Source organism: Paenibacillus sp. XP01 (assembly GCF_057364885.1).
This window is the reverse complement of record NZ_CP139481.1, coordinates 1,205,969-1,232,594: the sequence shown is the minus strand read 5'-3', so window position 1 is coordinate 1,232,594 and position 26,626 is coordinate 1,205,969. Positions and strand designations below refer to the sequence as shown.

Annotated in this window: 24 protein-coding genes; 13 read left to right on the top strand and 11 right to left on the bottom strand. The window is 55.0% G+C overall.

Annotation, left to right across the window (positions count from 1 at the left end):
• The first annotated feature begins 64 nt into the window (after nt 1–64).
• On the top strand, nt 65–2,062 hold the full coding sequence (locus SNR34_RS05575) for a S9 family peptidase (RefSeq protein WP_486181380.1): 1,998 nt from the start codon (nt 65–67) through the stop codon (nt 2,060–2,062).
• Between the two features lie 232 nt (nt 2,063–2,294).
• The gene (locus tag SNR34_RS05570) at nt 2,295–3,485 is read left to right on the top strand and encodes a MalY/PatB family protein (protein ID WP_486181379.1); all 1,191 of its coding nucleotides are present in this window, start codon (nt 2,295–2,297) and stop codon (nt 3,483–3,485) included.
• Between the two features lie 79 nt (nt 3,486–3,564).
• Here the strand turns inward: SNR34_RS05570 and SNR34_RS05565 are convergent, their stop codons facing one another.
• The 6 genes from SNR34_RS05565 to SNR34_RS05540 form a co-directional block, all read right to left on the bottom strand.
• Nucleotides 3,565–4,446, bottom strand: coding sequence for an alpha/beta hydrolase (locus SNR34_RS05565; RefSeq protein WP_486181378.1), 882 nt, complete (start codon nt 4,444–4,446; stop codon nt 3,565–3,567).
• Entirely contained in the window at nt 4,415–4,609 is a 195-nt protein-coding gene (locus SNR34_RS05560; RefSeq protein ID WP_486181377.1) for a hypothetical protein, read from the bottom strand. Before SNR34_RS05560 ends, SNR34_RS05565 begins: the two co-directional genes overlap by 32 nt.
• A gap of 106 nt (nt 4,610–4,715) precedes the next feature.
• On the bottom strand, nt 4,716–5,621 hold the full coding sequence (locus SNR34_RS05555; RefSeq protein ID WP_486181376.1) for a hypothetical protein: 906 nt from the start codon (nt 5,619–5,621) through the stop codon (nt 4,716–4,718).
• A 290-nt stretch (nt 5,622–5,911) separates the two neighbouring features.
• Nucleotides 5,912–7,939: a hypothetical protein gene (locus SNR34_RS05550; RefSeq protein WP_486181375.1), complete on the bottom strand. Its 2,028-nt coding sequence runs from the start codon at nt 7,937–7,939 to the stop codon at nt 5,912–5,914.
• Nucleotides 7,914–8,816 carry an ABC transporter ATP-binding protein gene (locus SNR34_RS05545; protein WP_486181374.1) on the bottom strand — a complete coding sequence of 301 codons (903 nt, stop codon included), beginning with the start codon at nt 8,814–8,816 and terminating at the stop codon, nt 7,914–7,916. The genes SNR34_RS05550 and SNR34_RS05545 overlap by 26 nt, the downstream gene beginning before the upstream one ends.
• Nucleotides 8,809–9,198 carry a GntR family transcriptional regulator gene (locus SNR34_RS05540; RefSeq protein WP_236420175.1) on the bottom strand — a complete coding sequence of 130 codons (390 nt, stop codon included), beginning with the start codon at nt 9,196–9,198 and terminating at the stop codon, nt 8,809–8,811. The genes SNR34_RS05545 and SNR34_RS05540 overlap by 8 nt, the downstream gene beginning before the upstream one ends.
• A 380-nt stretch (nt 9,199–9,578) precedes the next feature.
• Here SNR34_RS05540 and SNR34_RS05535 point away from each other — a divergent pair, with 380 nt between their 5' ends.
• On the top strand, nt 9,579–10,358 hold the full coding sequence (locus SNR34_RS05535; RefSeq protein WP_486181373.1) for a futalosine hydrolase: 780 nt from the start codon (nt 9,579–9,581) through the stop codon (nt 10,356–10,358).
• Nucleotides 10,355–11,188: a 1,4-dihydroxy-6-naphtoate synthase gene (locus tag SNR34_RS05530; RefSeq protein WP_236420177.1), complete on the top strand. Its 834-nt coding sequence runs from the start codon at nt 10,355–10,357 to the stop codon at nt 11,186–11,188. The genes SNR34_RS05535 and SNR34_RS05530 overlap by 4 nt, the downstream gene beginning before the upstream one ends.
• A 310-nt stretch (nt 11,189–11,498) precedes the next feature.
• On the opposite strand, the gene SNR34_RS05525 is transcribed toward SNR34_RS05530, so the two are convergent.
• Nucleotides 11,499–12,500: a Gfo/Idh/MocA family protein gene (locus tag SNR34_RS05525; protein WP_339276410.1), complete on the bottom strand. Its 1,002-nt coding sequence runs from the start codon at nt 12,498–12,500 to the stop codon at nt 11,499–11,501.
• A gap of 213 nt (nt 12,501–12,713) precedes the next feature.
• Between SNR34_RS05525 and SNR34_RS05520 the strand changes: the two genes are divergently transcribed.
• The 6 genes from SNR34_RS05520 to SNR34_RS05495 all read left to right on the top strand — a co-directional run bounded on the left by SNR34_RS05520 (nt 12,714) and on the right by SNR34_RS05495 (nt 19,221).
• Nucleotides 12,714–13,460 carry an ABC transporter ATP-binding protein gene (locus SNR34_RS05520; RefSeq protein ID WP_486181372.1) on the top strand — a complete coding sequence of 249 codons (747 nt, stop codon included), beginning with the start codon at nt 12,714–12,716 and terminating at the stop codon, nt 13,458–13,460.
• 14 nt (nt 13,461–13,474) lie between these two features.
• Entirely contained in the window at nt 13,475–14,224 is a 750-nt protein-coding gene (locus tag SNR34_RS05515; RefSeq protein ID WP_236420180.1) for an ABC transporter permease, read from the top strand.
• Nucleotides 14,225–14,261: 37 nt separating this feature from the next.
• Entirely contained in the window at nt 14,262–16,013 is a 1,752-nt protein-coding gene (locus SNR34_RS05510; protein WP_486181371.1) for a helix-turn-helix domain-containing protein, read from the top strand.
• Nucleotides 16,014–16,220: 207 nt separating this feature from the next.
• Entirely contained in the window at nt 16,221–17,192 is a 972-nt protein-coding gene (locus SNR34_RS05505; protein ID WP_486182405.1) for a FecCD family ABC transporter permease, read from the top strand.
• Nucleotides 17,192–18,229, top strand: coding sequence for a FecCD family ABC transporter permease (locus tag SNR34_RS05500; protein ID WP_486181370.1), 1,038 nt, complete (start codon nt 17,192–17,194; stop codon nt 18,227–18,229). The genes SNR34_RS05505 and SNR34_RS05500 overlap by 1 nt, the downstream gene beginning before the upstream one ends.
• Nucleotides 18,230–18,270: 41 nt before the next feature.
• Complete coding sequence (locus SNR34_RS05495; RefSeq protein WP_486182404.1) at nt 18,271–19,221, top strand: iron-hydroxamate ABC transporter substrate-binding protein; 951 nt, start codon at nt 18,271–18,273, stop codon at nt 19,219–19,221.
• Between the two features lie 123 nt (nt 19,222–19,344).
• On the opposite strand, the gene SNR34_RS05490 is transcribed toward SNR34_RS05495, so the two are convergent.
• The 4 genes from SNR34_RS05490 to SNR34_RS05475 form a co-directional block, all read right to left on the bottom strand.
• Nucleotides 19,345–19,767: a macro domain-containing protein gene (locus SNR34_RS05490; protein WP_236420183.1), complete on the bottom strand. Its 423-nt coding sequence runs from the start codon at nt 19,765–19,767 to the stop codon at nt 19,345–19,347.
• Nucleotides 19,768–19,803: 36 nt separating this feature from the next.
• Nucleotides 19,804–20,700 (bottom strand): TIGR02452 family protein, encoded by an 897-nt coding sequence (locus tag SNR34_RS05485; protein WP_236420184.1) that lies wholly within the window; start codon nt 20,698–20,700, stop codon nt 19,804–19,806.
• Between the two features lie 5 nt (nt 20,701–20,705).
• Nucleotides 20,706–21,197, bottom strand: a complete 492-nt coding sequence (ybiA, locus tag SNR34_RS05480) for a riboflavin biosynthesis intermediates N-glycosidase (protein ID WP_236420185.1) — start codon at nt 21,195–21,197, stop codon at nt 20,706–20,708.
• Nucleotides 21,198–21,293: 96 nt separating this feature from the next.
• Nucleotides 21,294–22,223, bottom strand: a complete 930-nt coding sequence (locus SNR34_RS05475) for an NUDIX hydrolase (RefSeq protein ID WP_486181369.1) — start codon at nt 22,221–22,223, stop codon at nt 21,294–21,296.
• A gap of 280 nt (nt 22,224–22,503) precedes the next feature.
• Between SNR34_RS05475 and SNR34_RS05470 the strand changes: the two genes are divergently transcribed.
• The 3 genes from SNR34_RS05470 to SNR34_RS05460 are packed head-to-tail and all read left to right on the top strand — an operon-like array spanning nt 22,504 to nt 26,609.
• Complete coding sequence (locus SNR34_RS05470) at nt 22,504–22,938, top strand: MarR family winged helix-turn-helix transcriptional regulator (RefSeq protein ID WP_486181368.1); 435 nt, start codon at nt 22,504–22,506, stop codon at nt 22,936–22,938.
• Nucleotides 22,939–22,978: 40 nt separating this feature from the next.
• Nucleotides 22,979–24,787 (top strand): ABC transporter ATP-binding protein, encoded by a 1,809-nt coding sequence (locus SNR34_RS05465; RefSeq protein ID WP_486181367.1) that lies wholly within the window; start codon nt 22,979–22,981, stop codon nt 24,785–24,787.
• Nucleotides 24,780–26,609, top strand: a complete 1,830-nt coding sequence (locus SNR34_RS05460; protein WP_486181366.1) for an ABC transporter ATP-binding protein — start codon at nt 24,780–24,782, stop codon at nt 26,607–26,609. Before SNR34_RS05465 ends, SNR34_RS05460 begins: the two co-directional genes overlap by 8 nt.
• The last annotated feature ends 17 nt before the right edge of the window (nt 26,610–26,626 follow it).

The window sequence follows — 26,626 nt, the reverse complement described above, 5'->3', positions numbered from 1 at the left end:
CGGCGCATTGATTTATGATAAATGGAAAGGTCAGGAAAATAAAACAATGGCAGGAGGAGACACATTGAGCGAACAGCGTGGCATTACGCCGGAGGATCTATATCAGATTACATGGGTCCATGACCCAATCCCCTCTCCCGATGGCACTCGACTTGTCTACGTTAGCCGCAGGGTCAATGAGCAGCAGGATGGCTATGTATCCCGCTTGATGCTTTTGGAACTGGATGGGCTCAAGGAGAGGCCATTCACCTCAGGTACGCGTGATCACTCGCCTGCCTGGTCGCCGGATGGAACACGGCTGGCCTTTCTGCGGGAACATGAAGGCAAAACCCAAGCGTGGCTGATTGCTGCCGATGGCGGAGAGGCGATTCGGGTCACGCACCTTGAACAGGGTGTCAGCTCCCTGTGCTGGTCGCCCGACGGTTCCTCCTTGCTCGTGAAATCATCCGTAAAACCGGATACGGGAGCCGGAGAGGATGCGGATGAACCGGACAAACCGCTGCGGGAACTCGTAGTGGATCGAATCCGGATGAAATCCGATGCCAGCGGGTTGTGGAATGGGCAGCGAGCTCACCTCTTTGTTATACCTGTAGACGGAGGCGAATCCCGGCAGGTCACTTCCGGCCATTTCGATGTGGCTGACTATGCATGGTCACCCGACGGGTCCAGCATCGCCTGGATCACCCAAATGCCAAAGGCGGGCGAGGACAACAACGACTTTTCAATGACTAACCATGTTTACCTTGCCCGTCCGGACGGTTCGGATGTCCAGCAACTGACGCCGGAGGGCTATCAATTCAGCCGTTTGGCCTTTGCGCCGGATTCAGGGTCCATCGCGCTGTTTGCCAGCGACCGTTCTTATGGCAATGCCACGCTCACCAAGTTATATGTCCTTCCTGCTTCAGGTGGGGAACTTCGCTGTGTGAGCAAGGATTGGGATGTTCAGCTCGGTCATGCCATCGTTGGCGACATGCGATCAACACTTACCACGACCGGACCGGTATATACACGGGATGGCTCAACGATTTTGTGCCTGGCCACCGTTCATGGCAGCGTACGCGTTGCCCGATTCCCGCTGGATGGACGTCAGGGGGAATACCTGCTGCCTGCGGAAAAGGAAATTTATCAGTTCGCGGAATTGCCTGACGGATCGATCATTGCCGCTCAAGCCGATGTCCTGAATCCGGGTGATATTTATCTGTACGAACACAGCAAAGCATCGGAACAGGAGCCTGTGCAACTGACTTGCAGCAACCCGCAATTGGGGAAAGAAATCGGTGTCTGCACTCCTGAAACGTTTTGGTTCGATGCTTCGGACGGACTGCGTTTGCAGGGATGGATCATGAAACCCGCACATACGACCAAGGACGTCAAAGTGCCAACCATTTTGGAGATCCACGGGGGTCCGCACATGATGTACGGCTTCACGTTTATGCATGAATTCCAAATGCTCGCCGCGCAAGGTTATGCCGTCGTCTACCTTAACCCTCGTGGCGGTTTGGGCTATGGGCAGCAGTCCGTTAACGCATGCCGCGGGGATTACGGAGGCGGGGATTATCGCGACTTGATGGAAGCTTTGGACTACGCTTTATCCGCATACCCGTACATCGACGAATCCCGATTGGGCGTAACGGGAGGCAGTTACGGCGGCTTCATGACCAACTGGATCGTTGGGCATACGAACCGCTTCAAGGCCGCAGTTACGCAGCGCTCCATCTCCAATTGGCTCTCCTTCTACGGAGTCAGCGATATCGGATACTATTTCACGGAAGACCAGATTGGCGGCAACGCTTGGGAAGATACGGAAAAGCTGTGGAAGCACTCCCCTCTTGCTTATGTGGGACAGATCCAAACGCCGCTGCTGATTTTGCACGGAGAGCAAGACCTCCGCTGCCCGATCGAACAGGCAGAGCAGTTATTCATCGCCTTGAAGCGACGCGGGCAAAAGACGCGTTTGGTCCGCTTTCCCGGCGCGAATCACGAACTGTCCCGCGGCGGCAATCCGTACCTGAGAGTGCGGCGGCTGGAACACATCGTCGGCTGGTTTAACGAGCATTTATAAAATATCGGCAAGATGAACAACCACCACGGCTGATCTCCTATATTTCGGAGGATGCCTTGCGGTGGTTGTTTTTTTGGCGCCCTGTAATGCCGCACAAGCGAATAAATCCCCTCGATTTTGCAGATACAGGAATGACCTAAACCTATGGGAGACGGTTGCGCAATCGATGAATTTATCAGATAATAGTCTGTCGATTAGTGTCGCAAGAACGGATCTGAAGGGGGATTTTCCATTGAAAAAGAATACATTTGACGAACCGATTAATCGGCTTGCCTCCGGTTCGGAAAAATGGGATGCGCTGGAGGAAATATTCGGCGTCGCGGACGCGCTGCCGATGTGGGTCGCAGACATGGATTTCGCTGCGCCGCCATCTGTCGTACAGGCACTCCAACGCCGCGTGCAGCACGGTGTCTATGGTTACACTGTGCGGACCCGTGAATATCACGAGGCTGTTCGGGGCTGGATGCAGCGACGTCACGGCTGGCACATTCAGGACGAGTGGATCGTGTTTACGCCGGGAATTGTGCCGGCCTTGAGCATTGCGGTGCAGCGTTTCACCAAACCGGGAGATGCCGTCGTTATCCAAACCCCGGTATACGCGCCATTTTACCAGGTAGTGCGCGGCCAGGACCGGGAACTGATGACCAACCCGTTAAAACTGGAAAACGGCCATTATTCCATGGATCTGGAGCAACTGGAATCCTGCCTGCAAACCGGACGTGTCAAAATGCTAATTCTGTGCAGCCCGCATAACCCGGTTGGACGGGTTTGGACACGGGAGGAATTGGAAAAACTGTCCGAGCTATGCCTGCAATACAACGTGCTCATCGTTTCGGACGAAATCCATGCCGACCTTGTGCACCAACGCGGAACGCATACTCCGCTTTCGCTGGTTTCGGCCGAGATCGCCGAGCGAAGCATCATTTGCACAGCCCCAAGCAAAACGTTCAACATTCCGGGGCTTAGCACCTCCAACATCATTATTCCGAATGCCAAGCTTCGCGAGATATTCAGCCAAGGCGTGCAAACGATGGGGCTATCAAGCATCAGCACCTTTGGCGCCGTCGCCACGGAAGCGGCATATAACGGTGCCGAAGACTGGCTGGACGACTGCCTCATGTATGTCCAAGGAAACATGGAGTTTGTGCAGCAATATGTCTCCGAGCATTTGCCGCAGGTGGGGGTTCATCTCCCGGAAGCAACCTACCTGCTGTGGCTCGATTTTCGTGCCTTGGGCATTCCCCAGGAGCAGCTTGTTGACCTGTTGTTGAATGAGGCAGGACTTGCCTTTAATAGCGGGACTGCCTTCGGTTCCGAGGGGGACGGATTCATGCGGATGAACGTGGCCTGTCCGCGTTCCACGGTGGAAGAAGCGATGCGCAGGCTTCATGCACTTATACGTCGACTGGAATCCTCGAAGTAAGTGGACTCAGAATGGGAAACCCGCCATCTCCATACCGGAAAATGGCGGGTTTCCCACGTTATACGAAGGCATCGCGCATTCATTGGCTATGTTTCTCGATAAACCGCGCTGCGGCGTGCAATGCCTGTTTGCCGCTGGCCGTGTCCAGCGCAAATTGATAGTCATGGCCCAGCTTGGCCGTTGAAGCCGAAAAAAAGAGCGTTTCGGTCTCCACTTCCAGCCGTTTCAACACTTGGGCAAGCTCGACCGACTGAACCGTCAAAGGGTCCTTATTCCCCGATGTAATAAATGCAGGCGGAAAATCCTTCGTAACCTGCAATACCGCAGACATCTCGTTCAAGCGCGGATATTCCTCGTAATCCTTCATACCCGTATACGACCACAGGAACGTGCGCATGAACGGGAATCCGGTTTTGCCGACCGTGCTCAGATTGTACGGACCGCAGTACAGAAGCACCCCTCTTAATTGTTCCGCATCAACGGCGGGATGAATATCCATCAACCTGGCCAAGGACGGGTTCGTGATCACGGCTGCCATCTGGCTGGCGATCTGCGCACCCGCAGAATTGCCGGCCAAGAACAGTTTGGATGCATCGCCGCGAAACTCGGCTGCATGCTCCTTCACGTAAGCAAGCGCCTGATTGGCCTGCATGACAGGCGAGGGATATTTTTTTTGGGGCGCCAGTGCGTAATTCATGCTGACGACGACGTGACCCCGCTTCGCCAGTTCCGCTGCATAATGGGCAATCTGTCCTTTATCCCCCATAACCCAGCCGCCGCCATGGATCCATACAACGATGGGCAGCCGCTTCTTCGCCTCGGTTGGATAATACACGTCGAGCGTGCTATTGTCATGCTCTTGCCCATAAACGACATCTTGCAAGCGTGAAACACCCGCTCCTTTCATGAAGCGTTCATCCAATCCATGGTCAGGCGAGGCAAGGCGCATAACAGACTTCATCAACAAAACATTTACCTTCGGTGTGATGTGTCCCATAGCCCAGAGTCCCAAGGCGAACAATGCCAAAACCAATGCCGGAAGCCAAAGCATTTTCCTTGCAAACATAGGCCGATCCCGTGGACTCGATTTCAACTTTGACTGCAAAAGCTTCACCCCAATTCATTCCTTGAAGCGTTCCTTAACATTCAAAGTTGTTTACGCGCAGGCAGCCCCTTAGGTTTCCGCGGTCACATCTGTTCTTCTTCGCTTCGCCTTCTGCAGCGTATCGTTCAAGAACTTAACTGCTGTTTTACCTTCTGGTAAACGGCCGTCACCTTCAGCTCCAGTTCATGAATCCGCTGTTGCGAGCCCGACCAATTCTCAGCGGCGGTGGCCAATGATTTGGCATCGGTTAATGTTCGGGCAGCCTGTCCTGTCTTCATCGTCTGCTTCAACCTCTGCAGGGTGCTGGAGTACCGTTCCTTGGAAGAGCTTGCCTGCCGTTTGGCCGTTTGAATCTGTTTTTTGACGGTGTCGGCGCTCGCAAGCCCGCTTCGCAGCTGTTTCATTTTTGCATTTTTTTGTTTGCGTGCATCAGCCAGTTTTTGTTTCTTCCCACGAATGTCCTGTCTTGCCAGCTGCACGACCGGTTTCATGCTCTCCACCTGTGTCCGGATGGCAGCGGTCCACTCCTTGTTCTTTGCCGCACGGGCTGCCTTAAGCTGTTTGTTAAGCGTTTCATACAGCTTGAACATCGGGGCGTAACGCGCTTCTGCTTGCTTCACCTCGCTGATAAGTGCTTCCAGTTTGGCTGCATCCGTCTGTCGGATTGCCAAACGCAACCGATCCGCCTCGGCTGCATTGGCGGCATGGAGCACCTTGATTTTCTGCTCCCATGCCTGTTTCCGGGCTACCCACATTCCCGCATGCCCGTATGCTTCTTTCAAGGCGGAGCTCGTCTTTGCATCCGCTTGCCCAAGCACTTTGTCCCACGCTTTCTGATAGGTCGGGCTCAGCTCAAGCCCCGAAGCCTCGGCACCGGTGGGCGGCCAAACGAACATCGTCAGGCCAAACAGCACAAACCATGCCGCGCAGACGGTAATCATGCGGCGAACACGCGGTTTACCCGCCTCCTTGCCCTTGATTGAGCGATGATTCGATACAGCCGTACGTGCATTTCCGTTCAACGTTTCCATTAGCTCTCGTCCTCCCCGATAGAAGTATTGAAATGGGAGCATGAATTGCTCCAGCTGCAATGAATCGGCAGTATTAAACAACAAAAAAACACCCGCATGACAGGTGTGTGATCAGTACCTGTGTCATACGGGTGCTTCCCCATAAGCCGTTCATTGCCGTGATTCGCCTTCATATTTGTTTGGCGGCGAATCACGATCATCTTTTTCTAATATATTCCATACCACTCTTGCAGTCAAGCCTGGTTGGAGCAGCCCATGACCGGGAGAACCCTTCCCGGAGCCTTCATGGGTTACTGCTCAGCCAAGATTTCTTTCATTTCCTTGGTCAAATCTTCCTGTTTGAGCATCATGTAGATGCTCTCGCCCCGATCGACGTTCAGCTTGATGTGGTAGACGACGTCCTGATCGGTATAAAATGCCGAACGCTGGCGCTCCAGCAAGTCGCCGATGATCTTTTTGTTATTGGTCGCGACCTGCTTGCTGCCATCGGGACTTCCATTCATAAAGTTTTCCTCTGCATACACCCATTTGAACTTGCCCGGACTGTTGATCTCCTCTTTCACAAATTGCGCGGACGAAATTTCATCAGGGGATACCTCAAGTTGTTCGTACTGCCCATGCTGCTTCAGCCATTCGATGGTTTGTTTGTAACTCGGCTTAATTTCATAATACGTCATGGGTACCTGCTGGTTTATGGATGCAGCGTCAGACAGTGCATAAATCTCGACGTTGAATTTCGGACTCCATGGCGTTAACTGATCGTCATAAGTCTGATTCAGGACATCCTGCTTCAACAAGGCCTTGAATTCGCGGATCTGTCCGGGATTACTGATATAGGCCTTGCGGTTTCCGCTGACGTTGGAACTCAAACCGATGCTTAGCACGTCCCCATCCAGCAAATCGGTAGAATACGCGACGCGTTTATACTCGTCGGTCTCTTTGATCGCCTTCAATTCCTGCCTGAATTCCTCTTCGGGAATCTGGTATTTGCGTTGCATGGTTTTGCCGTTATCCAATTGGTAATTGATCATCACCGTTTCATCACGGAGACGATCCATGCTCGACGAGTTGGCCGGCAGCGGAAGATCCGACGTAACGATTTTTTCATGAAGTGCCAGGACGGCGCCAATATATTCCGGATTATCGGAGTATAAGTGGCTGTCATCGCTTTTCAGATACACGCCGTCTACATAAACGTAATAATCCCCGCCAAGCTTGACACTCTGAACCTTTTCAGGCTCAGGCACTCTGGAAGCATAACCGTTCCAGTCGGCGACCGGCACGTACAGAATCAGTCCTGCCACGATGCCGTAAACGGCAAATTGGGGCAGAAGCCTTGTGTCCCAAATCAACCAGGTTTTGCGAATGATCATTTCGGCTCCAATATAACCGACAATACCGCCTAGAACGTATCCCATGATACCCCAACCGGATGAGCCCTCAGGAGAGATCACTTCAAAGTAAGCTCCACCGATCAGCACCAGCGTGAACATGAACCCAAAACGGAATACCGGCTTCACGATCCGGAACGTCACAGCTTGCGTAGCCGATTCAACTTTCCTGCGTGCATATAACACGTAGCTGAGCAAAATGAATATAACGGTCAGAATTCCGTATATCGTCAGTTCAATCGTGTACGGGGGAACGCTGCTGATCGAAGCCACCCGTGTCACAAGCGATATTTTTTCGGCGTAACGTCCGATGGCTTCGCTCGGAAAACCAAGCAGATAATGCTGCAAATGAAGTTCGAAAACGCCCCAAACGACGACGGGCAGCAACAAAATGGCATATACCGTAAGGCCTTGCAGGACCGTTTGCCCGATGCACATGCCGATCGCTACGGTCAACATGAACATGAACAGGGTATAAATCGTCATGCTCAGGCCCCACATCCATATCTCTGCAGCGCCAAAAATAAACGCCGGTTCCGCCTGCGCGGCCCACACCCACCCTGTTATGCCCGCGGTCAACCAGATCGGCACCAGAAGCAGGATGAACCCGCTGAACAGATTGACCGTAAGCAGATGCTCGCGGCGCAAAGGCAGGCTGTGGAACAGATCCGCCGGTCCACCGGATTGCAGATACCGGAAAATAAACAGTCCGGCAACAACCGGAAAAGTGATCGCAAATAACAGCTGCGCCTCGCCATTGACCAGGAAAAGGCTTGCGATCTCCTGCGGCACCTCCCTGTATTCCGTGGCAATATGAAGCGGCACCGCAAACAGCAGCGCAAACAGATATAAAATGCCGATCCAGCCGTGCTGCCTGAAATTTTGGATCAGGATGCCCCGGTTAAAGTACAATCGGTTGAATGTCATACCCCGCATCCTCCATTTCGTAAATGAATATTTCCTCCAGCGTCAGCGGCAGCACATCCAGCAGATACGGCTCGAACGCCCGAAAGCTGGCCGTCACTTCGTCGCGATTCCCCTTGACGATAAACAGCGAGACGCTGCCGCGTTTCTCTTCGTGCAAAATATCCAGCTGCCCGTCAAGCGCACCGGCATGTGCGGGATCACGGAAAGCCACCTGTATTTTGTGCGTGTCGGCCTTGAGGTCGTCCAGGTCGCGTTCCACGATGATGCGCCCTTTGTGCATGATGGCGACGTGGTCGCACAAGTCCTCGATTTCGCGCAAATTGTGGGATGAAATCAGTATGGTCACCTGACGCTCCGCAGCTTCCTGGAACAACAGGTTTTTGATCTGCTGCCGCATGACCGGATCAAGTCCGTCGATCGGTTCGTCCATGAGGAGAACGTCAGGCATGCAGCTGAGTCCGAGCCAGACAGCGGCCTGGCGGCGCATGCCTTTGGACATGCGGTGCAGCTTGCGTTTCCTGTCCAGTTTGAATACATGGCCGAGCTGTTCGAAGCGCTCCTCGTTCCAACGCGGATATGCGCTGCGGTAGAAGGAAGCCATCTGCATAATCGAAGACTGGGGAAAGAAATAGGGAGCATCCGCCATAAAGATGACGCGATCCTTCAGGTCCAGATTCTCATAAATCTCCCTGCCGTCGATCCGGACCGTACCGTGATCCTGGCGATAAATGCCTGCCAGAATTTTAAGCAGGGATGTTTTGCCTGCGCCGTTGGAACCGAGCAATCCGTAGATCGATCCTTTATGTACCTGCATCGTTACGCCATCAACGGCCTTCTCATGCTCGAATGCCTTGATGACCTGATTCAGTTCAATCATTCGGCTCCCCCTTTTCAATCCGGGCCATGGCCTCCTGGAATAGAAGCGCAATATCCGCCTTGGTCAAGCCCGCATAGCTGGCTTCGGCGATCAGTTTTACCAAAGACGCTCTGATTTCATCCCTCATGGCTGTATTCGGATGTTCCACGGACGATGATACGAAGCTCCCTTTTCCCTGCAATGAGTATATGAAACCTTCGCGTTCCAGCTCCCGGTAAGCCTTCTGGACCGTATTCGGATTCACCGTCAGTTCGGTCGACAGACTGCGCACGGAAGGAAGCTGCTCATCGGGTTTGAGAACGCCGTATACGATCATTTCTTTGAATTTATCGACCAGCTGTTCATAGATCGCCTTACGGCTGCGCACATCCAATTCGAACATCCCGCACCTCCTCTCTGAAATAGGTAATACACCTACACCCAATGCTGCTGCCGAATTCAGGGCCGGATTGGATGGATACGATTCAAGTGTATTAACTGTACTATTATTATTAGTACACTCCATACAGTATGTCAACCTTAACTTTTGACTTCTCATCGGAATCGCGTTATTTTTAAGATTGAATATGAATAAAGTAACATAACATTTTACTTTGACCAGGTTCGCAATTTGCGGCGATTGGCAGAATTCCATGGAATTTCATACGCTTCAAGGTTGTTCTCCGCTTTTGGATTCCGTTAATATGGAGTAGAGGACATGCACTCCGGCATGACGTGTACTGTCCAAATACGACTATTTCAGTCTAAAAGGGAGAACCATCGATGAATTCGTCAAATGAAGCTTCGACTCATATAGGACAAACCGCTCAAGCACCGGGCGCTTCCGTGCCCCGCGTATTAATCGTCACCGCCGTCGACGCGGAAAAGGATGCCGTGCTGGGCGGTCTGGGCGATACCGCCGCCGCGCGCTTCGAAGTGATCGCTGCGGGGGTCGGCCCCGCCTCCGCCGCAGCGGGCACTGCCGCTGCGCTGGCCTATGCTTCGCCGGCCGCGGCAGCAGTGCCCGGACCGGGCAGCCCGACCGGAACCGCTAACCCACCGGCGCCCTATGCGCTGGTGGTTAGCGCGGGCATCGGCGGGGGCTTTCCCGGCCGGGCCGCCGTCGGCTCCCTCGTGGTAGCCGACGCCATCGTTGCAGCCGATCTGGGCTCGCAGACGCCAGACGGCTTCCTCAGCGTGGACGAGCTCGGATTCGGCTCGTCCATGGTGGCGGCGGACGCTGCGCTCGCCGCCCGGCTGCGCCAGGCGCTGGAGCGTGCGGGGCACGCGGCCAGCGGCGGCACCGCGGTCACCGTATCCACGGCGACCGGGACGGCCGAAATGGCCGCGGAGCTGCTGCGCCGCGTGCCGGATGCCGCCGCCGAAGGCATGGAGGGCTTCGGCGTGGCTACGGCGGCCGCGCGGTTCGGCATCCCCGTGCTCGAGCTGCGCGGCATTTCCAACGCGGTCGGCCCGCGCGACCGCGACGCATGGCGCATCAAGGATGCCCTGGATGCGCTCCAAACCGCCAGTTCCATTCTCAGGGAGGTACTTACATCATGAAGATCGCTTTTTCCCCTTGTCCCAATGACACATTCATTTTCCATGCCTGGGTGCATGGCCTGATTCCGGGCGCGCCCGAGCTGGACGTCCGCTATGCCGACATCGACATCACCAACGGTCTGGCTGCCAATCCAGGCGGCCCGGACGTATTGAAAATTTCCTACGCCGCGCTGCCATACGTGCTGAACGAGTATGCACTGCTGCCTGCCGGAGGCGCGCTTGGCCGAGGCTGCGGACCGCTCGTGCTGACCGCAAACGGAACAACCGATCCGGCCTACTTGTCCGGACGCCGCGTTGCCGTTCCGAGCGAAAAATCAACGGCCTACTTGTTGTTCCGGCTATGGGCGGCACAGAATGTTCCCGGCGGCGTCGGCGAAATCGTCGTCATGCCGTTCGACCAGATCATGCCTGCAGTCCGCGACGGCCAGATCGATGCCGGCCTCGTCATCCACGAAGCCCGCTTCACGTATCCAACGTACGGGCTGAAACTGATGACAGACCTCGGCAGCTGGTGGGAGAGCGATACAGGCCTGCCGATTCCGCTCGGCGCCATCATTGCGCGCCGCGGCATGGATGTGCAAGCCTTGGCCGGATGGGCTCGTGCTTCCGTCGAATATGCCTGGGCCAATCCGGAGGCATCCAAGGCATACGTCATGGAGCACGCCCAGGAGATGGACCCCGACGTCGCTGCCCAGCATATCGCCCTGTACGTGAACGAGTTCAGCGCCAACCTGGGCGAGGACGGTTACGGCGCGATCACTGCCCTGCTTGGGCGGGCCATGAAGGAAGGGCTTGTTCCCGAATTTGATCTAAATCTGCTGCGCAATTAAACAAAATGGGGCTGGAATGACATAAGTGGTCACTCCAGCCCTTTCCTATAAACGTTGTATATTCTAACAAACCTGACGCATCTTATTTGACCGCATTTCGCCAACATTATTTCTAACGAACTTTAGACACCCTATTTACCGGAATTCGGGTCCGAATTGCTCATTTTGTCTCCAATAAGGTGTCTGAGGTTCGCTAGAGCTCTGATTTATAAAACAAGTGCTGGAACTGCGTCCACTTCAAAAATGGAGCAACCCCAGCACTCATTTCAAAACTCATGACTACCGTCTGCGTGCACTTCGCACCCGACATTTACTCAAATTTATAACGTAATCCCCATTGACCGCGAATGGTATCCATCAGCTTCATGATTTCCAGCGATTCTTCCAGCGGGATGACCGTGCTCTCCGTGCGCCCTTCCAAGATGCAGCGACCGGCTTCCTCAGCCTCGAAAGCATAACCGATGCAAGTCCGATCATCTTTAAACGTTTTCGGTTCGTCCTGACCGTTCTGGTGCAAATAGGCCTCTTTGCCTGCAAGGAAGAATGGCAAACGAATGTAACCCTCGGTACCGTAAATGACCGCTTCATTGCTCAGGTTGAGCCGCACCGCGCCATTCAGCGAAGCCGAGCGCCCGCCCGGGTAGGACAACAACACCGAGAACTGCTCGTCCACGCCGGTTTCGCCGATATGGGCCGTGCTCCACACATTCTGTGGCTGCTCTCCAAAAATCATCGACGCAAATGAAACCGGATACACGCCGGCGTCCAGCAAAGCGCCTCCGCCCAAATCCGGATTAAGCAGCCTGCTCTCCGGTTCCCAGCCGATCCGGAAACCAAAATCAGCCTTTACGAGGCGTACCTCGCCGATCTTCCCTTCGGCAATCCATTGTTTAGCCTGTACAACGGGCGGCAGGAAACGGGTCCACATGCCTTCCATAAGAAAAAGCTTGTTCTCCCGCGCCGTTTCAACCAGCTGCTCCAGTTGGCGGGCATTCATCGTGAACGGCTTCTCGCACAACACCGCTTTTCCGGCTTCCAGGCAGGCGAGCACGTTTTCTTTATGAAACGGATGCGGCGTCGCGACATAAACGATATCCAGTTCCGGGTCCTGCAGCATTTCGTTGTACGAACCATAACTGCGTTCAAATCCATGCTCTCCCGCAAATCGGGCTGCACTTTCCTCCGAGCGCGAAGCCACGGCATATTTTGCCGCATTTCCCGCATGGGCAAGATCTTTCGCAAATTGGGAAGCAATCCAGCCTGTACCCATAATGCCCCAATTTACTTGATTTCGTCCGGCCGTGTCTGTCATGATATATCCTCCTTGTCATGGATCGTCGAAATACGGATGTTCAACATTATGATTCCACCCCTTATGGCACAAGTCGAAGACGACTCCCCTTTATCTTACCAAAAACAACCTTTTGTTGCAGTTGCTTTCCGAGGACCGCCACGGACGGCGATTTTCATTGCTCATCATTTTTGCTAAGATGATTAACATCATGTTGGAAAGGACGTATGCGGCTTGTCTACATTAGTATCCATCCATCAATTGGCCAAAGTGATCGGCACCGAAGAGCAGCGCCTTCTGTTCAGCAGCGTAGAGGCCGTGATCGATCAAGGCGAACGGATCGCTGTACTGGGCGCTTCCGGTCAAGGGAAAAGCACGCTGCTTCGCATCCTCGGCCTGCTTGACGTGCCCAGCGAAGGCGACATGCTGTATAATGGCATCTCCTATCGCGCTTCCGATCCCCGAAACTGGCGCATGCGCATGACGTATGTCGCGCAGCAACCGGTAATGCTTGCAGGCAGCGTGGAGGATAATTTGAAAACCGTGCATCTGCTGCATCGCAAACCGTATGAAAAAGAACTCGCCGTCGAGCTGCTGGCCGGCATGGGGCTTGCCGGGCTTGATCTGCACAAGCGGGCCGGTGATCTGTCGGGCGGGGAAAAGCAGCGCGTCGCGCTGATCCGCTCCTTGCTGCTGCGTCCCGAAATCCTTTTGCTGGACGAGGTTACGGCGTCTCTGGACCTGGTCAACGCAAAGCTCGTGGAAGCTCAGCTCACAAGGTGGAGCAAGCAGGAAGGAACTTCGCTGGTATGGATCACCCATGACCAGGAACAAGCCCGCTCCTTCAGCGACACCGTCTGGTTCATGGGCAATCACACGCTGCTGGAGCGCCAGACCACGACCCGATTCTTTGCCGCGCCGGAAACGGAGCCTGCCCGGCAATACCTTTCACAATCCGATTCCGCCCTGAAGGCAGATTAAGGAGTGGTGCACTTATGTCCATCTTTGCATTAAGCTTCACGGTTGTGTTTATCATGATTACCATGCTCGTCTCCGTATGGCAAAAGCTCGGGCTCGAACGCGACATTGCCGTGGGCACGGTTCGTTCGGCCGTTCAACTGCTGCTTGTCGGTTATGTGCTGCAATTCATATTCAATACCGATCATCCGATCCTCATCGTGGCCATCGTCGCTTTCATGATTATGGTCGCCTCGTTCAATGCTGCCAAACGCGGCAAAGGACTGCGACGGGTCGGCCTGCATATTGCCATTTCGCTCGCCGTGACGGAAATGCTTATGATGGGACTGCTGCTTGGCCTGCACATCGTGGAGCCGACGCCGCAATACATCATTCCGCTCAGCGGCATGACCATCGGCAATGCGATGGTGGTTGCAGGACTGTTCTTGAACCAGATGAAACGCGAAGTCGAGACGTCCAAAGGCGAAATCGAAACGCTGCTCGCTCTTGGAGCTGCCCCCAGACGTGCTTTCCAGGACGTGCTGAAGCGGGCGGTCAAAGCAAGCATGATTCCAACCATCGACGGCATGAAAACCGTTGGTCTCGTTCAGCTTCCCGGCATGATGACAGGCATGATCATTGCCGGCGCCGACCCTGTTGAAGCAGTACGGTATCAGATTTTGATCGTGTTTGCCTTTACCAGCTCCGCCGCGATTACCAGCATTATTCTAAGTTTGCTGACATACAGGCAATGGTTCACTTCCGATATGCGGTTGCGTTCCCTATAATCGGCTTTCATCCATTTTTCGAGAGGAGGATTCGCTCATGTTTACTAACCAACCTGATTCTTTAGGAGCTGATTCCTCCGGATTGGCCGTTTCCGTTTCCCATTCGTCACATGCATCCAGACGGCACACCGAATTGAAGAGTACGCCGGAAGCCTTGGTTCAACCTGATCTGGATGCATTCCTGGCCAATGCCCTGATCGAACTTCGCCAAGCGGTACGCATCGCGAACGACTCCGGCATCGAATGGAGCAATCCTTTCCCGGAACGGCATGTTTTCATTTATCTGCATAAATTTGCAGGCAAGCTGATCGTGGATGGCGCGGAAAAATCGGTCGTCCGCAAATCGGCTTACCTCTGTCCCCCGGGAGCCCCTCTGAAGCTGATCGGCGATGCGGACCAAGAACTAGAGATTTTCGTGCTTGCTTTCGATCTGTTCCGTGCAATCGAAAAGACGGATGCAAGGCGTACTTACGAGCGGGAGTCCGATTTTCCGGTAAAAGGCTGGATTCGGGGTCCTTTTTACAGCATACAGCGCATCGCCTCCCAATTGGCGGAAAATGCCGAACTGGGTGAATTCAAACGCCAACGGCTGATCACCGATCTGTTATGCATGCTGTGGGCCCAGGAAGAATCGGATGCCCCTGCTCACGATCAGGAACAACCGGATGCTTGGCTCCATGCCACGATGCAGTACATGCGAGATCATTACATGCACGAGATCAAATTGGAGAAACTGGCCGACATTGCAGGCATGCATCCATCGTATTACTCCCAGCTGTTCAAAAGCCGGATGCATAAAAACCCTATTGAATACCTGACCCATCTGCGGATGAATCGTGCCAAAGAGCTCATGCTGACCTCGGACCTGCGCATTCGGGACGTTGCGCGCAGCGTCGGATACCGGGACGAATTTTATTTCAGCCGCCGCTTCCGCAGCCACTCGGGATTCGCACCGACCATCTATGTCAAACAAGTGCATCGAAACGTCGTCTCCCTGTCTTATCCATATACGGATCATTTGATAACGCTCGGCATCACTCCCTGTGCGGCGCAAATCCAGGGGCAGCTGCCCCATTTGCCCAAATCGCTAACCCTGCCGTTCCATGCTCACGAACCTTGGGAACAAGGACGCCAGGCCTTCCTTGACGTCAAGCCCGACCTGATTCTGACCAAGGACAATGCTGCGGCCAAAGCGCTGGAACATATCGGGGACATCGCACCGATTATCACCATTCCCTGGAACAAAACAGACATGTTCGGCCATCTGCAAACGATAGCCGGCATCATGGACCGTGAACATGCCGCAAAGGAATGGCTCGAACGTCATGACCGCAAGGCGGAGCGCGCCCGCAAACGCATCCGGGAGACGTGGGGACAGGCTGCCGTAGCCGTCTGCACCTTGACGGACAAAGGACCGCGAATGTACAGCAACCGCAATTTCGGCCATGTGTTCTACCGCAGCCTGCATTTGACGCCGCCCGATCGAATCCGGGCTGAACTGGCAGGCAAACCGACGGGCGTCGGCTTCAACTGGTTGCCCTTTACCCCCGGCGAATGGGATGGCCTTGAAGCGGACATCTTGATCGTAGCCATCACCTCCATGCAGGGCCGCGCAGCGGTGCTGCAGCAGCTTGCAGCCGATCCGCGCTGGCAGCGTCACCCGGCCGTACGCCATGGGCGCGTGCATGTCATTGACTGGAATTCGTGGGTGGTATATGCTCCTTATTCCATCAACCTCCAGCTGGATGAGGCCGTTCAGCTGTTGACGGGCAAGGCACCGATTATGTAATCTGAAAAATGTCCATCCCGAACATCTTAATTTATGTCATGTACGGGCATGAATTAAGATTTTATAATGATCTCTAATTGATAATGATAATCAATAACAGCAGCAATGCTTCGTTGTGCTGGCAACAAAGGAGTGACCCGCATCCAACATCCTGCTTGGTCAAATCGGAAGCCCAACTCGTCCAGAAATGCGGCAACGGTTGGACTGATGTTCTTGTCTGCCCTCGCCGTCCTTCTGATGATCCTGTTCGTGTCGATCTCGCTTGGAGCCAAATCGCTGACGCTGGAAACGGTGTGGGCAGCCATATTTCAATATAACCCGGCGCTGACGCCCCATCAGATCATCCATGAGCTGCGCCTGCCCCGGGTCATTGCCGCGGCTGTCGTCGGCGCTGCCTTCGCCGTTGCCGGTGCGCTCATGCAAGGCATCACCCGCAATCCGCTTGCGGATACGGGCGTGCTCGGCATCAATGCCGGCGCATCGTTTATGGTGGCGCTCAGCTTTGCCCTGTGGCCCGGCTTGCCTTATGCCTGGCTGATGGGCATTTCCTTTGTCGGCGCGGTCCTGAGCACGCTGTTTATTTTCCTCCTTGGCTCGGCTGCGCCGGGCGGGCTGTCATCGATCAGGCTCACGGTGGCCGGGGCCATCGTCGCGGCCATGCTCAGCTCCCTGAGTGCAGGCATCGCCATCTATTTCGACCTCAGCCAGGACCTTGCATTTTGGTATGCCGGCGGCTTTGGCGGCATGGAATGGCGGCATGTCAAGCTCATCGTTCCGGTATTGCTGATCACGCTGCTGCTTACCATGCCGCTGGCCCGCCGCATATCGCTGATGTCCCTCGGGGAAGAGGCTGCCGTCAGCCTGGGCATCCGCCTGCGCTGGACGCGGATGCTTGCGCTCGCCGCCGTGGTCGTGCTGGCAGGCGTGTCCGTCTCTGCCGTGGGCTCCATCGGTTTCGTCGGGCTGGTCATTCCGCATATTTCCCGCAAACTGGTTGGCGTGGATTACCGGCTCATCATTCCGATGTCCTCGCTGCTCGGAGCCATTCTGCTGGTGCTGGCCGATCTCGGATCACGCATCGTCAATCCGCCGGAGGAACTTGCCGTGGGCATCATGGTCGCCTTTGTCGGCGTGCCGTTTTTCCTCTATCTGGCCCGTAAGGAAAGGAGGGCCTTATAGTGGACCGAAACCAAAATCAAAACCAAAAGAACGCCGCTTCGCGGACGCGGCGATCCATTACGGTCAGCCTGATCCTGTTGGCCATCGCCGCTGCCGTAATTATCGTCAGCCTGAACACGGGCACGATTCGCCTGTCGCCCATAGCGGTGCTGCAAACCCTGTTTGGCGGCGGCACAGAGGCGGACCATATCGTACTGTTCGATTATCGCCTGCCCCGCATTCTGATTACCGTGCTCGCCGGAGCAGGTCTTGGCGTGGCGGGTGCTGCATTGCAGGGCATCACGCGCAATCCGCTGGCCGATCCGGGCATTCTGGGCATTCACGCGGGTGCAGCGCTGGGCCTGATGGCGTTCGCCAGTCTTTCTTTTTCGATGGACAGCTCTGTCGCATTGCTGATCCCGCTGTTTACCTTTGCGGGAGGCATGCTCTCGGCATTGATCATCATGCTGCTCGCCTATGATCGCCATAACGGGGTATCCCCCATCAAACTCATTCTGGTGGGAATCGCCGTTGCGGCTGGATTTCACGCGCTGACGTTGTATTTGTCCCTGCGCCTCGATGAGGACACCTACTCCTTCGCGGCTCGCTGGCTGGCGGGAAGCGTCTGGGGACGGGACTGGATCCACGTCGCCGCCCTGCTCCCCTGGATCTTGCTGTGCATCCCTTACGTCTGGAGCCGTTCCAAAACACTGGACGCCCTAGGGCTTGGGGATGCCGCCGCCACGGGAATCGGCACGGCCGTAAAATCCCAGCGCATATGGCTGCTCTTGTGCACGGTCGCCTTGTCGGCCGTCAGCGTGTCGATGGCGGGAGGCATCGGCTTCATCGGGCTTGCGGCTCCGCACCTGGCACGGAGGCTTGTCGGCCCGATGCATCGCCACTTGATTCCGGCTGCCGGATTGATCGGCATGGTCATTCTCGTCGCAGCCGATACGGTGGGGAGAACCCTTTTTCAGCCCAATGCGATTCCTGCCGGAATTGTCGTTGCTGCACTGGGCGCACCCTATTTCCTGTATTTGCTCGTCCGCACGCGTTAATTCCTATTCCAATGAAACCAAGGAGATTTCGAATATCCATGATCAAGAAAAACCTGATGTTATCCATATGCGCCGTCCTGCTGCTTCTGCTGGCGGCATGCGGCAATGCAGGCACGTCATCCAACGCTGCCGAAAATAGTTCTTCCAACGCCCCATCCGGACAAGCGGATGACAAGCCTGCTTCCGATTCCACCGGCGAACAACGCATCGCGTCCATGTCGATCCACCTGACCAACGACTTGCTCGCATTGGGCATTACGCCTGTCGGTTCAGTTATTGGCGGCGAGGCCAAAGCCTTCCTGTCCCATGTAGCCGACCGTTTGCAGAACACGACGCCCCTGGGCCCGGTCAAAGACCCCGATATGGAAGCCCTGCTCGCTTTGAAACCGGATGTCATCTACCTGGATGAGGAATTCTCCGGCGACGATCAAGCCAAATTCGAAAAAATCGCGCCGGTTCACGTCTTTAATCTCGATGATGGCACATGGCGCGACCATTTGAAAGCCATAGGCAAACTGGTGAACCGTGAAAAAGAAGCCGATGCGTTCATCGACCATTACGCCAAGGAAACGGAAGAAGTGAAATCGCTCATCCATGACAAAATCGGCGACGGCAAAGTCATGGCCATTCGCGTGACCGCCAAGGAATTGCGCGTATTCAGTACAGCTCGTCCAATGGGACCGATCCTGTTTGACGATCTCGGACTGACCCCGGCCAACGGGATTACCGATATGGATGCCTCGAAGCCCTATCGGGTCATCTCTCGCGAGGTGCTGCCGGACTATGATGCCGATGCCATCTTCGTTGTGGTGAATTCGGATGACGAAGCGAAAAACATGTTCGCCGAGCTGCAAAGCAATCCGATCTGGCAAGGCCTGAAAGCCGTCAAAGCGGGACATGTATACACCATCGGCGCCCAGCCATGGCTCGACTACTCCGCCATCGGCAACCAGATGGCGATGGATGAAGCCAAAGAAATGTTCTCGAAATAACAGCAGGGCCAATGAAAACACAAAAAACCTCTCTCCGGAAGCGGCGGGAAACGTGCAACGCGTATGCAAAAAGCACGTTCCCTCCCCTCGCGGAGCAGAGGTTTTGTTGTTTTGAGCCTCGAGTCATAGACTGCACACCACGATCTCGACATCTGTATCGGCGAAAGCATCGCGAATGATGCCGCTGGCCTTCTCCCATTTCAATCGGTCAAGCCCACAGCCGATCTGCGGCATGGCCAATTTCTCGATCCCCTCTTCGAGACAGACATCCCTCATGGACTCTACGGCTTGGGTAAAGGAAGCATACGTCGGCTTGTACGAAAACTTAGCCTTTGTGACCAGGTTCAAAGTACGGCCGACGCGGTAACATCGCCCGATCTCCAATGGCTCGATCCTGGCCTGTTCCTGCAAGTTTTCCAGACCGAACCGCTGCCGAAACTGTACGGCAATGCCTGCCCCCATCCGTGCGTCCGCCGAAATGCAGTGGGCCAAAACGTAACGGTCATCCATGGCAAACAGGTCTTGTTGTATTTCGCGAAATTCCATTGCGGTTCCCCTCCTCCGGGCATGAATCCGAATCCGTCAGGCTTTGGCCAAACGTTCCTGAAAAGCCTTTAAGGTTTGCTGACCGCGACTGCGGTCATACACGGCAAATACGATCCGGTCAAACAGATTCCCGTATCCTTGACCAATCAACACGTCATGGAAATAAGCGGCCACCTTGGACGGGTCGTTTCGGAAAACGCCGCATCCGTATGCCCCAAGCACCATCGTGCGATGTCCATGCCCTGCAGCGACGTCCAAAATATAGGCAATACGCTGTTTCATCACGGCTTCAATCCGTTCGTCATCCGCCTCGCCCCGTTCCTTCACGACGCCTGCATTGACCGCAGGTGCCGTGATAAACGCGGAAGCATAATACTGGTCGAGCAGACGGTCTTCATCATCCCGAATGACCGGAACGCCAGGGGAATAGATCATATGATCCGAGTACAGGCAGGTTCGGAGTTTACGATTAAACTCGTACATTTCCTGCATTTGGGCAATGCATGGATACAGACCCGTAGCCCTTGCCAAACTTTCCTCCTGGGCCTGACTCCCGCCAAGGAAACCGCCGCCCGGATTTTTGGCCGAAGCAAAGTTCAGGCAGGCCGCGTCCTGTCGTCCTTCGCCTACGATCAGACGAGCTGCCGCAGCCAGCGTCGTTTCCCCGGTTACTTCGATATGCGATAATCCTGCCGAAGTGGTGGAATTGGCCGCCTGCATCGCATGAACTTGCTCGCTCACCTTTGGCAATTCCTCCGGTCGGTACAACACCGAATTTCGAATGGCCTCTTGCAGATCCGCGGCAATGCTCACCCGGCGATCATAGCCATTCACGTATTCGCCTGCCTCCAGAATCGCTAACGTCTCTTGCGCGATGCGCGCACGGCCCGCGCGCTGTCCCGTACTTTTCAGACCATTATGGTTTGTATTCATCTCGATCACTTCCCTATAAGTTCTTCTCGCAGCCGGGTCAAAATTTCACCCAGCCAATTGCTGCCTCGCCATGTACTTCGATTGCGAATTCGCGGATCTTCTTCCGCCAGCCCAACGCCCCAGATGCGGTCATCCGGGCTTGCTTCCACAAGGGTGGTTCCCTTCGTATCCAGCAGGGCCTTCAGCAGCTGTTCGTCCTGCGTGAATTTGGCGTAGTTGCCTTCGTAAACGATGCGCCTGCAGTGTTCTTCCCATACAGCCTGGTCGAAGCCCGCCACCTGCCTGCCCAGCCTTTTTTGGACCGAAGGAGAATTTGCCTTCATAATGTTGTCCGCGATGGCCTGATCCCCGAACAGCAGTGCCTTCTGATGCATCATGTACTGCTCCGCGCTGGAGTAGCTCGTGCCGTTTACCGTGAAACGGGCGGGATGCCACTGCGAGAACGGGGAAGCCGTTCGCCAAAAAAACGTAAATTTCTCTTTGCTCTCTTTGCTCATACTCTTATCCCCCTTTGCTTGAACGATTTGCTGATCTCATACTCTGTGCGGTTGTCCTGCGCTCATCACCGTTCCTGAGAGTTCCTGAGAACAGGTCTACATGTTTTCCCGTTCCGGGTTCAACCGGTATAAACGGGAAGGACGATGTCCGCCATGATCCGCATAGTCGCCGGTCTCGACGACCCAATCGGCGATTTTGCGCCGGAATGCCGCAGGTAACCACTTTTTGCCGCCAATGACTTCATACACTTTCTGCAAGGCCGTCAGCGTGAACGTTTCAGGCATCAAATTGAACGCAATATCCGTATAGTCCACCTTGGAGCGCAGTCGAGCCAGCGCATAATGAATGATCTGTGCGTGATCAAAGGCAATGCCGTCCGTTTGCACGACTTTCATGCTGCTGCTCTGTACCCTTCCCGACGTCATTTCCTTCGTTTCAACGATCGCCGTCAGCTCCTCCGTGCCGTTCGTCAGCATCAGCTGTACCCTGCGCTCCAACGTGCGTCCACGCTCATGAATATGCCGCTTCTCCTCCAGCAGCCTCTCCTGCAGGCGAAACCAATCGGCTTCGCTCGCATCGTCCCCGGCCTCAAGCTCCAATTCCGTGCTGTCCACCAGCGCCATATACGAACAACTGATGACCCTTGTGCGCGGATCGCGATCCACGTCGCCCCACGTATACAGCTGCTCCAGATAGATATCGTCCAGTCCGGTCTCCGTCCGCAGCTCCCGTCTTGCGGCATCTTCCAGCGACTCTTGCATGGAGACGAATCCGCCCGGCAGTGCCCATTGGCCCAGGAAAGGATGCCCTCCCCTGCGGATGAGCAGCAGTTCGAGCGCAGGCTCGGCGAGCTTCCGGTAATTTTCCTGAACTTCGCTGCGCACCGTAAACACCAGCATATCCACCGTTACCGAGGGACGCTCATAATCGGCCGCATCGTACGACGCCAGAAACTGTTCCTCGCTCATTCGTTCATGATCGCCGCGGTCCAGCTCTTTTCCTTCGAATTTCTCTTCATGCTCCATAAGCGAAAACCCCAATCCACGAACATCGTATTTTGTTATATACAATTTGTTATTAACAAAATGATATTAACAAATTAACACACCTCTCTTCCGGCTGTCAAATTTTCCAATTCTCGATATCTTTACATTCCAAAACTATGGTACAAAACACCAGTGTTCTCCCTAGAATGCAGGTCAAGGTTTCTGGCATTTTTTGCTTTTGATTACGTTTTCACTTGACCATATGTCAAACCAAACTTATTATTTAGTTAGTCGACTAATTAAAAGGATGGGAGCTGCTATGAAACCTGCCGGAAACGATCGGTTAATGGGACAGATGTCCGAACTCGTCAAATTGCAGCGATACAAGGTCCACGAACTGCTGACGAACCACCCGGAATTGTACCCCGGCCAACCGCCCCTGCTCTTCAAGCTGGAACGGGAAGACGGCCAAACCCAGAAAAGCCTGGCCGAACAGCTTCATCGTGCCCCCGCCACCGTTACCGTCATGCTGAAACGCATGGAAGCCGCCGGATACGTGCGCCGCGAACCGGACCCCAACGATCTGCGCAGTCTGCGGGTGTATCTCACCGATCTCGGCCATGCGGCCCTTCGTGACTTGCGGGAAGCCTTTCAGGAACTTGAGCGCCATGCGCGCAAAGGATTTACGCCGGAGGAAACGGAGCTGATGTCTTCGCTGGTGCAGCGCATGGTGCAGAATCTCAAGGAGCTTTGATTCATTCATCAAATTCAAATTTTATGAGGTGATTATCTACTTGTGGACGCTCAAAAAATATTTGGCCCCCTATAAAACGGCGGCCATTCTTGCACCGCTGCTGATGGTGCTCGAGGTAGCCATGGACCTGCTTCAACCAAAGCTGATGTCGAGCATCGTGGACCATGGCGTGCTGGCAGGCAACCTGTCCCACATCGTAAGCACGGGACTGCTTATGCTTGTCTTTGCATTAATCGGTTGGGTCGGCGGTGCAGGCTGTACGCTGTTCTCCAGCAGAGCCTCCGTCGGATATGGCAGCGACCTGCGCCAGGAGCTGTTCGACCACATCCAGACGTTTTCCTTTCGCAACCTGGACGGATTCCAGCAAGGCTCGCTGATCACTCGCCTGACCAGCGACATTACCCAGATGCAGACGTTCGTGCAGATGCTGCTGCGCATGTTCATTCGTTCGCCGATGCTTATTATCGGGAGCGTGATCATGGCGTTTACGATCAGCGTCAAGCTGGCCCTGATCCTGCTGGTGACCATGCCCGTGCTGTTCATCCTGCTGTACGTTCTTATCAAAGCATCCTATCCGCTGTTTGCCGGCGTTCAGGAAAGGCTGGACAAAGTGAATGCCGTGCTTCAGGAAAATTTGGCAGGCATTCGCGTCGTCAAGGCGTTTGCGCGAGCCAAGCTGGAAAAGGAACGGTTCAACGAGTCCAATCAGGACTATACCAACACGGCCGTCAAAGCATGGCGCATCGTCACCCTGAACGTTCCCGTGTTAAACCTGATGCTGAACGCCACCGTCGTGGCCGTGCTGTGGTTCGGGGGCTTCCAGGTGACCAGCGGCGGATTGGCTGCAGGAGATCTGATCGCATTTATCAACTATGTTACCGTTGTGCTCTCTTCGCTGACGTCGATCGGCATGATGATGATGAGCTTCTCCCGCGCCAAAGTATCTGCCGCGCGGATTAACGAAGTGCTGAACACCGAGCCTGACATCCGATCGGCAAACTCCGATTCTTCAGCAGCGTCCAGGGTGCATCCGCTTGCGGCAGAAGCCGCAGCCTCAAGAACACCTCAGGGTAAGGGTGATTCCTTAACTACGCATAACCCGGACGTAGGCCGAATCGAATTCAGAGACGTTCACTTCCGCTACGACGGTGCAGATGCCTTGTCCGGCATCACGTTTACGGTTGAACCCGGACAGAAGGTCGCCTTGCTTGGTTCCACCGGCTCGGGCAAAACTTCGCTGGTGCAGCTGATCCCGCGCCTTTACGATGCAACGCAAGGCGAGGTGCTCGTGGGGGGCACCGATGTTCGCGACTGGAACCTGGAAGAACTGCGCCGCCGAGTCTCGATCGTGCTTCAAGAGGCCGTGCTCTTCAGCGGCAGCATCCGGGACAACATTTGCTTCGGCAGGCCGGACGCGACGGAGACGGAAATGAGAACCGCCGCCAAGGCCGCCGCAGCCGACGATTTCATCGCCAAGCTGAAAGACGGCTATGGCACAGAGCTCGGCCAGCGCGGCGTCAACCTGTCCGGAGGACAGAAACAGCGGATCTCGATCGCCCGTGCATTGCTGATGCAGCCGGACGTGCTGATTCTGGATGACAGCACAAGCGCGGTCGATCTGCGCACGGAAGCCGGCATCCAGCGGGCCTTGAAATCGCTCATGAAGGACCGGACCACCTTGCTGATCGCACAGCGCATTTCCTCCGTGATGGATGCCGACTGCATTTACGTGCTGGACGAAGGACGGATCGTGGCCAGCGGCACCCATAAACAATTGCTGGAATGTTCGCCGCATTATCAGGCGATCCATGATTCCCAGCAGCGAAAGGAGGATGTGCAGTATGGCTAAAACAGCAGATACACCGAACCAGCAGCATGTTATGCCGCCGATCGGAAGAGGCGGTCCCCCAGGCCGTATGCCGCTGCCCAAAGTGCGCGCCAAAAATGCCGGGCACACCCTGCTTCGCATCTGGTCCTACATGGGCCGCCAGCGAAAAGGCGTCATCGCCGCGCTTGTGCTCACGGCGCTGGGCACCCTGCTGAATCTGGCAGGTCCCTACTTGCTTGGCCGTACCGTAAATGAGCACATCGTGCCCAAATTGACGGACGGACTGCTCAAAGACTGCCTGCTGCTTCTGACGGTATACGTCCTGTCATCGCTCATGTTATGGGGCCAGTCCTATGTCATGATCGGGGTCTCCCAGCTGACGGTCAAAGATTTGCGTCAGGCTTTGTTTTCCCGGCTGCAGCAGCTGCCCATTCGCTTTTTTGACCGGAACCAGAGCGGGGATCTGATGAGCCGGGCCACCAATGACATCGATAATGTCTCGACCACGCTGAACCAGAGCGTGACCCAACTGATGTCCAGCGCCATTTTGCTGGTCGGATCATTGTCCATTATGGTGGCGCTGGATATTCGCCTTACGTTGCTTAGCCTGGTGACGGTGCCGCTGATCATGTTTGCCACGAAAATGATCGCCTCCCGCACGCGCAAACATTTTACGGCGCAGCAGAAGCTGCTTGGCGAGCTGAACGGTTTTTCCCAGGAAACGATCGCCGGGCAAAAGGCCGTCATGGCCTATAATCGACAAGAGGAGTCTCGCAAACATTTCAAGGAATTGAATGATAAGCTCCGTACGGCAAGCACGCAGGCACAAACCGTATCCGGCCTTGTCGGTCCGACCATGAATGTCATGAACAATATCGGTTTCGCCATTTTGGCGGCCGTAGGCGGTTGGATGGCTTATCACGATCTGACGTCGATCGGCCTGATCGTCAGCTTCCTCGCTTATTCCAGACAGGTTGAACGCCCGATCAACGATCTCGCGAACCAGTACAATCTGATTCAAGCGGCCATTGCGGGCGCAGAACGCGTTTTTCAAATCATGGATACGCCGGGAGAGTATGAAGAGGCACAGGATCAACAACTGGAGCGCATTAATGGAAAGGTGGTATTCGACCACGTATCGTTTGGATACGATCCCGGGAAGGAAATATTGAAAGAGGTCAGCTTCACGGCCGAACCCGGCCAGATGATTGCCCTCGTGGGGCCTACGGGGGCAGGCAAAACGACCATTATCAATCTGCTGCCCCGATTCTATGACATTACAGGCGGAAAAATCACGATTGACGGCCAAGACATCACCGGGCTTGATAAGGACCATCTGCGGCAAAAGCTCGGCATAGTGCTCCAGGATGCTTACCTGTTCTCAGGCACGATTCGGGACAACATCGCTTATGGCAAACCTGATGCCACCGATGAGCAGATTATCCAGGCCGCCAAACTCGCCAATGCGCATGGATTCATCCGCAAGCTCGCTGAGGGTTATGATACGCCGATTTTGGCCGGCGGGGGAAATCTCAGTCAGGGGCAGAGGCAGCTATTGACGATTGCGAGGGCGATTCTGGCCGATCCGGCCATCCTGATACTGGATGAGGCGACCAGCAGCATCGATACCCGCACGGAGCTGCAGATTCAAGAGGCGATGCGCACGCTGATGAAGGGACGAACCAGCTTTGTGATCGCCCATCGACTGAGCACCATACGCGAGGCGGACCAGATTCTCGTCATCGATGCCGGCCAAATCGCGGAGCGTGGAACGCATGATGAGCTCATGCGCCAGCACGGATTCTATTATCAGCTTCATCAAAGCCAGCGCAGCCAAAATTAGCTGATTTCATCTGCCCA